The organism is Actinoplanes sp. CA-051413 (assembly GCF_050955795.1).
In the GTDB taxonomy this organism is placed as follows: Bacteria; Actinomycetota; Actinomycetes; order Mycobacteriales; family Micromonosporaceae; genus Actinoplanes.
In genome coordinates, this window is record NZ_CP192100.1 from 1,115,361 (window position 1) to 1,129,509 (window position 14,149).

At 71.3% G+C, this 14,149-nt stretch carries 8 protein-coding genes; 4 read left to right on the forward strand and 4 right to left on the reverse strand.

Translation table 11 applies throughout. The features are described from left to right. Positions 1–119 precede the first annotated feature (119 nt). Entirely contained in the window at positions 120–1,694 is a 1,575-nt protein-coding gene (locus ACQP2Y_RS05325) for a lysyl oxidase family protein (protein ID WP_433725091.1), read from the forward strand. Between the two features lie 73 nt (positions 1,695–1,767). On the opposite strand, the gene ACQP2Y_RS05330 is transcribed toward ACQP2Y_RS05325, so the two are convergent. The 4 genes from ACQP2Y_RS05330 to ACQP2Y_RS05345 all read right to left on the reverse strand — a co-directional run bounded on the left by ACQP2Y_RS05330 (position 1,768) and on the right by ACQP2Y_RS05345 (position 8,492). Next, complete coding sequence (locus ACQP2Y_RS05330) at positions 1,768–2,835, reverse strand: glycoside hydrolase family 6 protein (RefSeq protein WP_433725093.1); 1,068 nt, start codon at positions 2,833–2,835, stop codon at positions 1,768–1,770. Between the two features lie 3 nt (positions 2,836–2,838). Continuing rightward, positions 2,839–4,788, reverse strand: coding sequence for a galactose oxidase-like domain-containing protein (locus ACQP2Y_RS05335; protein ID WP_433725095.1), 1,950 nt, complete (start codon positions 4,786–4,788; stop codon positions 2,839–2,841). Then, the gene (locus tag ACQP2Y_RS05340; protein ID WP_433725097.1) at positions 4,785–6,614 is read right to left on the reverse strand and encodes a glycosyltransferase family 2 protein; all 1,830 of its coding nucleotides are present in this window, start codon (positions 6,612–6,614) and stop codon (positions 4,785–4,787) included. Before ACQP2Y_RS05340 ends, ACQP2Y_RS05335 begins: the two co-directional genes overlap by 4 nt. Positions 6,615–6,698: 84 nt before the next feature. Next, the gene (locus ACQP2Y_RS05345; RefSeq protein ID WP_433725099.1) at positions 6,699–8,492 is read right to left on the reverse strand and encodes a hydrogenase maturation protein; all 1,794 of its coding nucleotides are present in this window, start codon (positions 8,490–8,492) and stop codon (positions 6,699–6,701) included. 226 nt (positions 8,493–8,718) lie between these two features. Between ACQP2Y_RS05345 and mfd the strand changes: the two genes are divergently transcribed. The 3 genes from mfd to ACQP2Y_RS05360 are packed head-to-tail and all read left to right on the forward strand — an operon-like array spanning position 8,719 to position 14,122. Further along, positions 8,719–12,345: a transcription-repair coupling factor gene (mfd, locus tag ACQP2Y_RS05350; RefSeq protein ID WP_433725101.1), complete on the forward strand. Its 3,627-nt coding sequence runs from the start codon at positions 8,719–8,721 to the stop codon at positions 12,343–12,345. Positions 12,346–12,401: 56 nt separating this feature from the next. After that, positions 12,402–13,172 carry a hypothetical protein gene (locus ACQP2Y_RS05355; RefSeq protein ID WP_433725103.1) on the forward strand — a complete coding sequence of 257 codons (771 nt, stop codon included), beginning with the start codon at positions 12,402–12,404 and terminating at the stop codon, positions 13,170–13,172. Next, positions 13,172–14,122, forward strand: coding sequence for a MazG family protein (locus ACQP2Y_RS05360; protein WP_433725105.1), 951 nt, complete (start codon positions 13,172–13,174; stop codon positions 14,120–14,122). The genes ACQP2Y_RS05355 and ACQP2Y_RS05360 overlap by 1 nt, the downstream gene beginning before the upstream one ends. Positions 14,123–14,149 lie beyond the last annotated feature (27 nt).

A 14,149-nucleotide genomic window follows, 5' to 3' on the forward strand; every position in this document is an offset into this window, starting at 1 on the left:
CGGCGCCTTGTTCTGTGTCCCCACCTGCGTGCTTCGAGGTGGGTCTCTCAAGCCCTTACGTCCGCTTCACGCCATTGAAGTTTACCTGTGCGTGATACCCGCCTCCGGGGAGGAAAAGCATGACAAGAAGGACCCGCATTCTGGTGGCCGGCGCCGTCGCCACCGCTGTCGGCATCGCCGCCGGCGGGATGGGAGTGGCCAACGCGGCCACCGATCCGCCGCCGCTGGCGCTGACGCAGGCGACGACCAACGTGGTCGCCGAGCGTTACGTCTGGGAGGACGAGACCTACCTGTTCTTCGATCTGGGCGTCAACGTGATCGCGGGCAAGGACCCGTTCGAGATCCGGGCCAGCCGCAAGTCGTACGCGGACCCGATCGTGGCCAAGCAGGTCGTCCTCAAGAACGGCAAGAAGACCGAGGTGACGCTGCCGGCCGGGATGGTCACCGGCTGGAACGGCCTCAAGGACTTCACCACGGTCAGCATCAAGAACGCCGCGGGCACCGAGGTCGCGAACTACAAGACCGACTTCTGCCCGAACGACTACTCCTCGACGCGGACCCGGCGGGACGCCCCGGCCGACAACCCGTACCCGCAGGGCTGTTCCTACAACCCGTTCACCCTCGGCTCGGTCTGGGGCATCCAGGCCGGCTGGAACGCGGTCACCGACAGCCTGCCGTCGACCGGCGACTTCGACCTGGCGGACGGCGACTACACGGCGACCGTCACGCTGAACAAGACGTACCAGGACTACTTCAAGATCGCGGCGGGCGGCGCCTCGCTCACCGCGAACGTCAAGGTGGAGACCGTCGACGAGGGCAAGGGCGCCGGCGAGGCCGTCAAGGCCAAGGCCAAGGCTGCCCGGGCCGGCGCGGACACCGCCCAGGCCGCGGCCCTCGCCGAGCACGACGAGCACGCCGCCCAGGGCGACCCGAACTCGCAGATCTCGGCCTACAAGCCGGAGTTCCGCCCGCCGGCGAAGAAGCCGAAGGCGGTCAAGGCGGCGGCCATCCCGAAGGGCCCGCGCCCCGACCTGCGCTCTTTGCCCGCCTGGGGCATCGCGCTGGAGCAGGGTGACGGCAAGGCGTACGTGAGCTTCGGCGCCACCGTCTGGAACGGCGGCACCTCGCCGCTGCTGGTCGACGGCTTCCGGCAGACCGGCACCGACCTGATGGACGCGTACCAGTACTTCTTCGACGCCAAGGGCAAGGAGGTCGGCTCGGTCGCCGCCGGCACCATGGAGTGGGACCCGCGCGACGGCCACCGGCACTGGCACTTCACCGACTTCGCCCAGTACAACCTGCTGACCTCGGACCAGAAGCAGACGGTGCGCAGCGGCAAGGAGGCGTTCTGCCTGGTGAACACGGACGCGGTCGACTACACGATCCCGAACGCCAAGTGGCGCCCGAGCAACACCGACCTCTCCAGCTCCTGCGGTCAGAACACCGCGGTGGCGGTGCGTGAGGTGCTCGACATCGGCAACGGCGACACCTACACCCAGTCGCTGCCGGGCCAGTCGTTCGAGGTCACCGACCTGCCCAACGGCACGTACTACATCGAGGTCAAGGCCAACCCCGCGAACAAGCTCAGCGAGCTGAGCACCACCAACAACAGCGCGCTGCGCAAGATCATCCTTGGCGGCACGCCGGCCGAGCGCACCCTCGAGGTGCCGCCGGTCAACGGCATCGCCGGCTGACCCGACCGATCGGCCCGCGGGCACCGACTCCAGTGTGGAGCCGGTGCCCGCGGCTCGTCAGGCTGGGTTGTAGTCAGGACTGGGAGCCCGCCAGGTCCAGCGCGTACTCCGGCCACCACTCGCCGGCCGGCGGCGCGCCGTTGCCGCAGGCGCCGTCGGACTCACCCGGGCGTTTGATCCACAGGTACGCGTCGGCCAGCGGCACGCCGGTCCGGGTGGTCGGCGCCTCACCGAGCGCCCGTCCGGGCGGATTGCACCAGTGCCGGTCGCCGCCGCCCTTCTGGGCCGGTCCGTTGCCGTTGCGGCTGGTGTCCACGACGAAATGCGCCCCGCTGAGCAGCGCGGACAGCCGGCTGCCGTAGGCCAGGTTGTCCGCCGTGGTCTCGAAGTTGGCCACGTTGAGCGAGAAGCCGGACGCCCGGGCGATGCCGGCCCGGCGCAGGGCGGCGGTCAGCCGGGAGGGCTGCGTGATCCAGGTCGGGTTGCCCGCGTCCAGGTAGACCAGCACACCCGGGACGGCCCGCAACGCGTCCACGGCGTCGGCGAGCAGGTCGTAGCGCTCGGCCGTGGCGTCCTCGTCCAGGCAGCCCTGCACCGCCTGCGGGACGGCGTCGGGTTCGAGCACGATCAGCGCCTGGTGACCGCGCAGGGAATCGGCCAGGGTGCGTACCCAGGCCTGGTAGTCCGCGGCGTCGGCCGCGCCGCCGGCCGACTGCCCGGAGCAGTCCCGCTCCGGGATGTTGTAGAGGGTGAGCACCGGCAGCCGCCCGGCCGCGGTCGCGGCCGCGACCAGCGTCCGGGCCCGTTCGGCGTAGCCCGGGGCCGCGTCGGCGAACCAGGTGGCGGTGGGCTGGTCGGCGATCCGCCGGATGGCGGCGATCTCAGTGGTACGCCCGGTGCCCTGCCACGCCGCGAGCTGGTTCACCGCCGCACCGTTGGGATCGACGTACAGCTCGCGGTCGCTCAGCCGCCCGCCGGACCCGGCGGCGTCACCGGATCGGACGGCCGCCGGACCGAGCACCACGGGGGAGTCCGCACCGCGCCGCGCGAGCACCACGATGGCGGCTATGACCAGCACGAGAGCCAGTCCAGCCACGGGCAGCGCCCAGCGGCCCCGCGTCGGGGTGGCGTGTTTCGGCATCCCTCAGCGCACCCGCACCCAGCGGCCGGTCGACGGCACGCCCTTGTCGTCGACCAGGAACAACATGTACCAGCCGGAGGGCACGAGCCCTCTGGCCTTCGGGATGGACAGTGCCACACCGTTCGCCGACGGAGTCACGTCGAGCGCGACCGAACGCTGGTCGACGTCGGTGACGTGGGTGACCGCGCTGGGCCGCAGCAGCCGGGCCGTGCGTACGCGACCGGCGTCCGGGGTGGCGAAGTCGACGGTCGTGCCGCGCTGTACCGAGGACGGTCCGGCGCCGACGACCGGCCGGCGACCCTTGAACAGGTACGGCGGCGAGTACACCTCGATGCGCTGCTCGAAGCTCCCCGGGTTCTTGCCGGCCGGGTCGTAGAGCGGGTCGCTGCCCATGGTGATGACCCGGCCGTCGGGCAGCAGCAGCGCCTCGGAGTGGTAGTTGCGGCCGATGGTCGACTCCGCGGCGGTCTCGAACCGGTTGGCCGCCGGCCGGTAGATCTGCACGTTGAACAGGTCGCTGCGGGTCCTGCCGCGGTACTCGCCGCCGCGATACCCGGAGGAGCCGCCGGTGGTCAGCACGGTGTCGTCGGGCAGCAGCACAGTGCTCAGATAGCGCGCCGGCTGCGGCAGATCCGGACCGGGCCGGTACGCGGGCGCCGCCTCATCCAGGTCCGCGATGGCCGTCCGCCGCGTGGAAACGGCCGACTCGCCCACCTCACCACCACCGAAGATCATCACCCGCTGGTCCTGCGCCGGGGGCAGCAGCACCGACGAACTCGTCTCGGTCATCCGCGGGTCCCGCAGCCCGGGCACCACCTGGAACTTGTTCTTCTCCAGGTCCCACAGCCCGGGCGTACGGCCGATGGTGTCCGAGCCGTAGCCGGAGTTGGAACCGGAGAAGAACAGCCGGCCGTCGCCCATCAGGTGCAGCGCGGGATAGGTGGGGAAGACCCGCTTGAGCTTCGGGGCGTCGACCCAGCGCTGCTGGTCCCGGCCGTACCGCTCGTTGTCGCCGGGCAGCATCCGGCCGAACTCGTCCAGTCCGGACACCGCGAGCACGTCACCGTTGGGCAGCTCGGCCAGCGTCGGGTACCACCGGCTCTTGACCATGTCGCCGGTGCGCACGTACCGCTCGGTCCGCGGGTCGAACTCGTAGGAGGTCTTGTCGCCGCCGTACTCCTGCTTCTCCCGGGTGATCTTGTCGGAGACGCCGTAGATGTTGCGCCGGTCCAGGCCCTCGAGCCCGGCGACCGCGTACTGGGCCGGGTGGTCCACCACCGCGGCGTCGCCCTCGGCCTCGGCGTCGACCCACACCTCGACCTCACCGGCGTGGGTCATCACCTTGTCGCCGTGCTTCATCGCGGTCGCGGCCGGCACGGTCACGTCCGTACGGGTCAGGTAGACCTTGCCGTCCGCGCCGGTCAGCCGGGTGCCCTTGGGGAAGGTCCGGGGGCCGCCGGCCGGCGACTCGTTCTTGATCTTCATGACGCCCGCGGCGTGCGTGATGTTCTTCGCCAGCACCTCGTACGACTTCGTCCCGCCGGCGATCAGCAGATTGCCGTTGGGCAGGAACGTGTGCCCGGCGCAGAACACGTCGGTCGGCGTGGGCACCTCGCTGAACGTGTCCCGGGCGGGGTCGTAGAGCACCGAGCGGAACGTGCCGGCCTCGAAGTTGTCCCGGTTGTTGCCGCTGCCCGCGACGATCAGCACCTTGCCGGTGCTCAGCAGGGCCGCGTGGATGGCGTTGACCCGGAAGCCGGGTGGGACGGGCAACTGCGCCCAGTGGCCGTACTTCTCCTTGTAGGACTGGCGGTTGATGGTGAAGTCGTGCAACGCGTTCGAGCCGAACGCCACCACGGGCCGGTTGACGAAGACGACCAGGCCCAGGACGACGAGGCCGATCAGTCCGCTCAGCAGGCGGCGCAGCAGCGACGGGCGGGGGCGGGGCTTCATACGTAGGTCTCCACGGGTTCGGCGGCGGACTTCTTCTCCGGTGTGTCGCCGGGCGCGGGTGGGGCAGCCCGGCGGCGCTGGTACTCCTGGCCGGCCCAGATGGCCGGCGGCATCAGGCAGATCACGAGGTTGAGGCTCGGCCACAGCCACATCGCGCCGTCGACGTGCCCGCCGATCGGCGCACAGATGAGCAGCACCAGATAGAACGCGGCCCAGCGCAGGCCCGGCCCGAACGTCAGCAACCGGTCCGGGCTGGCCGAGTCGCCCTTGGGCGTCACCACGAAACCGGTCTGCCGGCGCAACAGCGAGCTCAGGTACGACGAGACGTAGACCGGCGTGGACAGTGTGGACATCAGCATGCCCTTGAGTCCGGACGAGCCGGCCTCCTCGTGCGGGCTGGTGTTGTGCCGGCGGTTCCACACGTACAGGCCCAGCTGGAACAGGGCGGCGTCCACATAGAGCATCAGCCACACCTCCTGCGGCACCTGGACGCCCTTGGCGCCCAGCACCAGATAGCAGACGGCGTTGAGGGCGCCGAGCAGCCAGGCCAGCGCGGTCAGCGGGTAGTACGACATCAGCAGCCCGTAGTGCAGCGCCCGCCGGAAGCCGAGCCGCCACATCACCTTGACGAACGACGTGACGACGACCTCGTCCGTGCCCCGCGACCACCGGTGCTGCTGGGTGAAGTAGTCGGTCCACGACGACGGTCCCTCACCGACCGCGAGCACGTCCGGGGTGTAGACCGAGCGCCAGCGCTTGCCGGAGTGCGGGTTGCGGCTGCTGTGCAGGACCAGGCTGGTGGCCATGTCCTCGGTGATGGAGTCCTGCAGGCCGCCGATGCTGCGCAGCGCCGAGATGCGCACCGCGTTGTTCGTGCCGACCAGCATCGAGACCCCGAGCCGGTTGCCGGCCCGCTGCAGCAGTGAATGGAACAGGTACTGCTGGGACTCGGCCCAGCGGGTCACCACGTTGTCGTAGTTGCCGTAGATCTGCGGGCCGACCACGAACGCCACGTCGGGATCGCGGAAGTAGCCGAGCAGCCGCTCGCAGAAGTTGGGCATCGGCACGTGGTCCGGGTCGACCGAGACGAAGACGTCGTAGTCGTCGCCGTGGTCGCTGACCCACGAGTTGTAGTTGCCGTGCTTGGTCTTCGCCTTGAACGCCCCGGCCGGGGTGTTGAACTCGGCGCGGCCACGACGGCTGAAGTGGTGCACACCGGTCCGCGCGCACATGGCCTTGACCTCGTCGTCGTCGCCCTCGTCGAGCAGCCACACGTCGTAGCGGCCGGGGTGGCGGATCGCGCGGGCCGCGCGCAGGGTCCGCTCGACCATCTCGACCGGTTCCTTGCCCGGCACGATGGTGGTGAGGAACGCGACCCGCAGCGCCCGGTCCGGCACCATCGGCACCGGATCGCGGGCCCAGAGTGTGGCCAGGCACAGCGTGAAGACGTTGACCAGCCGGAACAGCTCGATCAGCCCGGTCGCCGCGATCATCACGACGGTGGCGGCGTAGAGCCACGGCTGCATCCCCGCATCCGGGATCTCCATCGAGGACAGCAGCCACGCGAAGAACGTGGTCTCGAAGGTGAAGGCGAACAGCGTGATCAGCACGGTGGTCAGCGGCCGGCGCTGGGCCAGCGGGCGCATCTTGACCCGGGCCGGGCCGGGGGCGGGCACCTCCGCGGGGCCGGCGAGCACGCTGTAGCTGCTGTACTCGTACTTGCCGGGGAGCAGGACGGTGGGGTTGTTCAATGCGCGCGCAAGGGCGGGGTCCACGGCCGCTCGGGGCGCGGGGATGGTCTGCGGTGGCGGAACGGGGTCGCTCATCGGCGTCCTCTCACAATCGGACCCGGGGCATGGCGGTGTCGGCGAGAACGCCCGGAGGCGCTCGCCGGAGCCGAGCAGGCAGCGTCAGGCGGACAGCGGCACGGCTGAGCGCACCCGCACCTGGGTGTCGGCCGCACTTCCGCCGCTGACCCGCGGCCGGTTGAGCTGGCGGGGACGGGCTGCGGGCTCCGTGCGCGGACTCATCAGCAGGTGGGCCGGCGTCGCGGCCGGGCACAGCTTGCCGACGAAAGCCTTACGGGCGGCGGCGAAACCGGACCGGTCACCGAACATGTCGCTGCTCATCTCGGCGAGCTCGCGTGCCTCGTAGACGTCCAGCGGCACGCGTTCGGCGGCGAGCCGCTTGGCCTTCGCGGACTGCCGGCGGCGGGCGTCACGGGCATCGGCGTGCCGGCCGGCGAGCGCGGTGAGCCACTCGGTGTACGCCTCGGGGTGGCGCGGGCCGACCTCGTCGACCAGGCCCAGCGACGCCGCCTGCTCGGCGCTGACCGGCAGCTTGGCGTCGATGAGGCGCTGCGCGGTGTCCGCCCCGACGCGCCGGGGGAGCGTGTACGTGTGCAGCTCGGAGCCGTACAGGCCGATGTCGTAGTAGGGGTTGAGCACGATGCCGCGGCGAGCGGCCACGATGTCGGCGCCCAGGCCCAGCATCACGCCACCGGCGCCGGCGCTGCCCGCGTACGCGGCCACCACGACCTGCCGGGTGCACGAGATGATCTCGCGGCACACCGCGTTGATGGCCTTGATGTTCGCCCAGGCCGCCGCGGCCGGATCGGCGGCGGCGTCGATCGCCGTGAGGTGGATGCCGTTGCTGAAGGCGTCGGTGCCGCTGCGCAGCACCAGCACCCGGGTGTCCTGGGCCGCGGCGTGCCGCAGCGCGGCCAGCAGCCGCCGGCAGTGCCCGGTCGACATCGCGCCGTTGTAGAAGTCGAAGGCCAGCCAGCCGACCGGCCCGGTCCGCCGGTAGCGCACCTGCCGGTACGACGGTCCCTCCGGTTCCGTGCCCGGGGGCAGCGGCGAGTCGGGTACGTCGTGCAGCCGCTTGCCGAGCAGCGTGGTGGCGGGCAGCTTCACCTGTCCCGGTCGGCTCGCGTCACGTAGCTGACCCAGCCACAGGCTGCCGTCGCCGGTGGCCACCAGCACGGCACCCTGGCGGCGGCTCAGGACTGTGCCGGGGCGGGCGCCGCGAGCCAGCCCGGGATGCGCGTCGTACGCGAACACCTCCAGCCCGCTCACCGTGGTCCGTACGCCGGGAGCACCGTCGGCCGCGCGGATCCGCCGCAGGATCTGCTCGCTGGACAGCGACCATTCGAACGCCCGGTCGGCCTGCTTCATCGCCGGGCGGGCCCGGGTGCCCGGCACCTCGATGGTCATCTCCGTGGCCGGCACCGGGCGGAACGCCGGATCGGCCGCCTTGGCCAGGACCTCGAAGACGCACTCCATCGCCGCGTCGGCCACCGGTCCCTGGTAGAGCGAGGACTTGCGCGGGGCGCCGACGGGCATCGGGAACGTACGGGTGGCCCAGATCGGCCCCGCGTCCATCTCCTGCACGGCCTGCAGCGCGGTGACCCCCCAGGTGGTCACGCCCTCGGTGATCGCCCAGTCCAGCGACGACGGGCCCCGGTCGCCGACCGGCCCGGGGTGGATGATCACCGTGCGGTACTTGCGCCAGACCTGGGCGGGGACCCGGTCCTTGAGGTACGGGCACAGGATCAGCTCGGGCTCGGTCGCGGCGACGCCGTCGATGATGTCCTGTGCACCCGTGGCGAGCAGTACCCCGACGTCGTGGCCCGCCTCCCGCAGCGCGCACCAGGCCCGCTGGCTCAGACCGTTGAACGCCGACACGAGCAGCAGAACCCGCACATTGCCTCCCCAGACAATTCCCCCAACGACCCGCGGGCAGTCTTTGCCACCTCTTTGTCGTTATGTCGGACATGCTGTCCGATAGCGGTCCACGGTCCCGATGGTGTCGGGCGGCGGACTAAGCTTTGGGGCATACCCCCCGTCCAACTGGCGTCGGGGTTTTTCGATGTGCCTCACGGGAGTCTTTTTCCATGCGACCTGATGGATCTTCGCGGAAGTTCCTCCCATGCAGCTGAGTGGCCTGATCCCGGCCGCCCTGCGCGATCGCGGGCTGGCCCGGGCCCGTGACCTGGCCCGCAAGGGCGGCGCCGATTCCGACGCGCTCGACCTGACCGCGCCCGCCGCGCTGCGGCCCTTCGTCGTGGCCGCCGTCGCCGGTCCGGCCGAGCACGGTGGCGCCGGCCGCCCGGTGCTGGCCGTGACCGCGACCAGCCGCGAGGCCGACGACCTGGCCGACGCGCTGGGCTGCCTCATCTCGCCCGACCGGGTCGCCGTCTTCCCGTCCTGGGAGACCCTGCCGCACGAGCGCCTCTCGCCGCGCTCCGACACCGTCGGGCGCCGGCTGGCCGTGCTGCGCCGCCTGGCCCACCCGGACGCCACCGGCGGCGAGCCGGTCCAGGTCATCGTCGCGCCGGTCCGCAGCCTGCTCCAGCCCCAGCTCAAGGGCCTCGGCGACCTCGAGCCGGTGGAGCTGGCCACCGGCGGCACCGCCGAGCTGGAGACCGTCGCGCGGCGGCTCACCGACATGGCGTACGCGCGGGTCGACCTGGTCACCAAGCGCGGCGAGTTCGCCGTGCGCGGCGGCATCCTCGACGTCTTCCCGCCCACCGACGAGCACCCGTCCCGGGTCGAGTTCTGGGGCGACGAGGTGGAGGAGATCCGCACCTTCGCCGTCGCCGACCAGCGCACGATCGAAGAGGTCCAGCGACTCTGGGCCCCGCCCTGCCGCGAGCTGCTGCTCACTCCGCAGGTGCGCGCCCGCGCCGCCGAGCTGGCCGAGCAGCACCCCGAGATCGGCGAGATCCTCGACAAGCTGGCCGACGGCATCCCGGTCGAGGGCATGGAGTCGCTGGCCCCCGCGCTGATGGACGGCACCGACTCCATGGAGCTGCTGATCGACTGCATGCCGCGGGGCACGCACGTGCTGCTCTGCGACCCCGAGCGGATCCGCACCCGGGCGCACGACCTGACCCGTACCTCCGACGAGTTCCTGGAGGCCAGCTGGGCCGCGGCCGCCGTCGGCGGCCAGGCCCCGATCGACGTCGGCGCCGCCGCGTTCAAGACCCTCGCCGACGTACGCGCCCACGCCGCGGTCCTGCACCAGCCGTGGTGGACCGTCTCGCCGTTCGGCCTGGACCCGACGCAGGAGGAGCCCGCCGCCTCGGACACCCCGTGGCTGGAGACGCCCGCCGTCGAGGTCTCACCCGACCTCGGCGACGCCATCAGCCTGCACGCCCAGCCCGTGCCGCTCTACCACGGCGACACCGCCAAGCTCGCCGCCGACCTGCGGCAGTGGGCCGGCGAGCAGTGGGCGATCGCGCTGGTCTTCGAGGGCCACGGCACCGCCCAGCGCGCCACCGAGCTGCTGCGCGACGCCGGCCTCGGGGTCACCCCGGTCGACGCCATCGGAACCGCGATCGAGCCGGGCCAGCTCCTGGTCACCTGCGGCGGGCTCAACCACGGCTTCGTCGACGAGAGCTCCCGGCTCGCGATCATCACCGGCAACGACATCACCGGCGGCCGCGGCGCGTCCACCAAGGACATGCGCAAGATGCCCAGCCGGCGGCGCAACACCATCGACCCGCTCGAGCTCAAGCCGGGCGACCACGTCGTGCACGAGCAGCACGGCATCGGCAAATACGTCGAGCTGGTGCAGCGCACGGTCAACGGCGCCGAGCGCGAGTACATGGTCATCGAGTACGCGGCCAGCAAGCGCGGCCAGCCCGGCGACCGGCTGTTCGTCCCCACCGACCAGCTCGACCAGCTCTCCCGCTACGTCGGTGGTGAGTCGCCGACACTGCACAAGATGGGCGGCTCGGAGTGGCAGAAGAGCAAGGCCCGCGCCCGCAAGGCGGTCCGGGAGATCGCGGCCCAGCTGATCCAGCTGTACGCGGCCCGGCAGGCGTCCAAGGGCCACGCGTTCGGGCCGGACACCCCGTGGCAGCGTGAGCTGGAGGACGCGTTCCCGTACACCGAGACCCCCGACCAGATGGCGGCGATCATCGAGGTCAAGCAGGACATGGAGCTGGCCGTCCCGATGGACCGGCTGATCTGCGGCGACGTCGGCTACGGCAAGACCGAGATCGCGGTCCGGGCGGCGTTCAAGGCGGTCCAGGACGGCAAGCAGGTCGCCATCCTGGTGCCCACCACACTGCTCGCCCAGCAGCACTACAACACCTTCGCCGAGCGGATGAGCCAGTTCCCGGTGACGATCAAGCAGCTCTCCCGGTTCCAGACCCCCAAGGAGGCCACCCAGACGCTGGAGGAGGCGGCCAACGGCAGCGCCGACATCGTCATCGGCACCCACCGGCTGCTGGCCGCGGCGACCCGCTTCAAAAACCTGGGCATGGTCATCGTCGACGAGGAGCAGCGCTTCGGCGTCGAGCACAAGGAGCAGCTCAAGACCCTGCGCGCCTCGGTCGACGTGCTGACCATGTCGGCCACGCCGATCCCGCGCACCCTGGAGATGGCGATCACCGGCATCCGCGAGATGTCGACCATCGCCACCCCGCCCGAGGAACGGCACCCGGTGCTGACCTTCGTCGGCGCGCACGACGCCAAGCAGGTGGCTGCCGCGATCCACCGCGAGCTGCTCCGCGACGGCCAGGTCTTCTACCTGCACAACCGGGTCGAGTCGATCGACAAGGCGGCCCGCCGGCTGCGCGAGCTGGTGCCCGAGGCGCGGGTCGCCGTCGCGCACGGCCAGATGGGCGAGGAAGCCCTGGAGAAGGTGATGGTCGGCTTCTGGGAGAAGGACTTCGACGTGCTGGTCTGCACGACCATCGTCGAGTCCGGCATCGACATCCCGAACGCCAACACCCTCATCGTCGAGCGGGCCGACCTGCTCGGCCTGTCCCAGCTGCACCAGATCCGCGGCCGGGTCGGCCGCGGCCGCGAGCGCGCGTACGCGTACTTCCTCTACCCGAGGGAGAAGCCGCTCACCGAGACCGCGCACGAGCGGCTGGCCACCATCGCGCAGCACACCGAGCTCGGCGCGGGCATGTACGTGGCCATGAAGGACCTCGAGATCCGCGGCGCCGGCAACCTGCTCGGCGGCGAGCAGTCCGGCCACATCGAGGGCGTCGGCTTCGACCTGTACGTGCGGATGGTCGGCGAGGCGGTCAGCGCCTTCAAGGGCGAACGGCCCGAGGAGGAGCCCGAGGTCAAGGTGGACCTGCCGATCGACGCGCACCTGCCGACCGACTACATCGCGGTCGAGCGGCTGCGCCTGGAGATGTACCGCAAGCTCGCCGAGGCCCGCGACAACGCCCGCCTGGACGAGGTCGTGGCCGAGATGACCGACCGCTACGGCGAGCCGCCCGAGCAGGTCAAGAACCTGATCGCGGTGGCCCGGTTCCGGCTCCTCGCCCGGGCGTACGGCCTCACCGACGTCTCGGTGCAGGGCAAGCACCTGCGCTTCTCGCCGGTGCCCCTGCCCGACTCCAAGCAGATGCGGCTCAAGCGCTACCACCCGGACGCCGTCTACAAGACCACCAACGACCAGGTCAGCGTGCCCCGGCCGACGACCCGGCGGGTGGGCGGCGAACCGCTGCGCGACCAGGCCCTGCTGCAGTGGTGCGCGCAGCTGCTCAAGGACGTGCTCGGCGAGGTTCCGGCCCCGGTGTCGGCATGATCCGATATCAGGGGGTGGGCGGTGTACGTCACATCAGCCGTGAGAGAGTGCTAACCATGCAGCGTGCCCGCCGACTCGCATCCACCGCCGTCGTCGCCGCCCTCGCGGTGAGCGGCCTGTCCGCCTGCCGCGCGGAGCCCGACGTGGCCGCGTACCTGGGTGACGGCAGGACGATCACCGAGGCCCGGGTCGAGGGTGTCTACGACGAGGCCCACGACGAGCTGACCAAGGCCCGCGAGCAGGTCCAGCAGCAGCAGGGCAACGCCGGCGCCTCGGCCCAGCCCGTCCCGCCGGTGCAGGTCCCGTTCAAGCAGAAGGACGTGCTGAACGCCCTGCTCACCATCCAGGTGCTGGAGCAGGCGGCAAGCGCGCACGGCGTGCAGGCCGCCGCCGAGCCGACGGTCGAGCAGGTCGCGCAGGGCTCGAACTACTCCGCCAACTGGGAGTACACAAAGCTCTACACGCGTACGTTCCAGCTGCGGGCGGCGCTGCTGCCCAAGGTGGCCCCGGCCCCGCTGACCGACGCCGACCTGCGCCCGGTCTACGACAAGCTGCTGTCCGGCAGCGAAGCCGGCGCGACGCCGTTCGAGCAGTTCAAGACCCAGCTCTCGGCGGAGAACAAGCAGGCCCTGCAGCAGAGCATCGGCCTGCGCAACGAGCTCGCCAAGATCGTGGCCGACGACGACGTCAAGCTCAACCCCCGCTACGGCAATCAGCAGCTCGTCCTGCTGTCGGCGCAGGCGGGCAACGCGGACGTGGCCCTGGTCGAGCTGTCGCTCTCCGGCGCCGACGCCTCCGAGGCCCCGTTCGTCACCGACGTCTCCTGATGGCCCCAGCCGGACGCATCGTCCTGCTGGTCACGTCCCCGCGGCTGCCGGCCGGTCTGCTCACGGCCGAGGCCTGGGACCTGCTCCGCGCCCACCCGGTCTACACCCCGGGCGAGAGCGACCAGGTGGACGCCGTGCGCTCCTCCGGAGTGACGGTCACGGTGATCGAGCCCGACCCGGAGACCCTGATCGCGGCGCTGCCCACCCACCCGACGGTGATCTGGCTGGCCGGTGCGGCCGGTGACGAGGACTTCGCCCGGCGCCTCGGCCTGCGCCTGGCCCGCGAGCCCGCCCTGGCCGAGCTGGAGCTCTGCTACGGCTCGTGGGACCCGCCGGGCGCCCGGCTGCTGGACGCGGTGGCGGTGATGGACCGGCTCGCCTCGCCGGGCGGGGACCCGTGGAAACTGCAGCAGACCCACGAGAGCCTGGCGCCGTACCTGCTGGAGGAGAGCTACGAGGCGTACGACGCGATCGCGGCGTCCGACCTCGACGCGCTGCGCGAGGAGCTCGGCGACGTGCTGCTCCAGGTGGTCCTGCACTCGCGGCTGGCGGAGAACCTCCCGGAGGACGAACGCTGGAGCGTCGACGACGTGGCCGGCGGCCTGGTGGAAAAGATGATCCGCCGCAACCCGCACGTCTTCGCGGGCGAGCAGGTCGGCGGTGTGGAAGACATCATCGACAACTGGGAACGCATCAAGAAGGCGGAAAAGGCCCGCGACTCGGTGCTGGAAGGAATAGCGCTGAGCCAGCCGGCCCTGTCCCTGGCAGCGAAGATCCTCCAGCGCGCCGAACGGGCCGGGGTGGGCGTGCCGCTGCCGTCCGGCCCGGGCCTGGGGCCGACGTTGCTGCGGCTGGTCGCGGATGCGCGGTCGCAGGGGCTCGATGCGGAGGCCGCATTGCGGCAGGCGGCCCTGGACCTGGCGGCCGAGATCCGCAAGGCCGAGGGCTGACGTCCCGCCTTGCCGCTCTGATCCGCC

Excerpts from the sequence above, each read along its gene's own strand:
- ACQP2Y_RS05360 (WP_433725105.1), top strand. The coding sequence starts at position 13,172 with ATGGCCCCAGCCGGACGCATCGTCCTGCTGGTCACGTCCCCGCGGCTG.
- ACQP2Y_RS05340 (WP_433725097.1), bottom strand. The coding sequence starts at position 6,614 with ATGAGCGACCCCGTTCCGCCACCGCAGACCATCCCCGCGCCCCGAGCG.
- mfd (WP_433725101.1), top strand. The coding sequence starts at position 8,719 with ATGCAGCTGAGTGGCCTGATCCCGGCCGCCCTGCGCGATCGCGGGCTG.
- ACQP2Y_RS05325 (WP_433725091.1), top strand. The coding sequence starts at position 120 with ATGACAAGAAGGACCCGCATTCTGGTGGCCGGCGCCGTCGCCACCGCT.
- ACQP2Y_RS05330 (WP_433725093.1), bottom strand. The coding sequence starts at position 2,835 with ATGCCGAAACACGCCACCCCGACGCGGGGCCGCTGGGCGCTGCCCGTG.
- ACQP2Y_RS05355 (WP_433725103.1), top strand. The coding sequence starts at position 12,402 with ATGCAGCGTGCCCGCCGACTCGCATCCACCGCCGTCGTCGCCGCCCTC.
- ACQP2Y_RS05335 (WP_433725095.1), bottom strand. The coding sequence starts at position 4,788 with ATGAAGCCCCGCCCCCGCCCGTCGCTGCTGCGCCGCCTGCTGAGCGGA.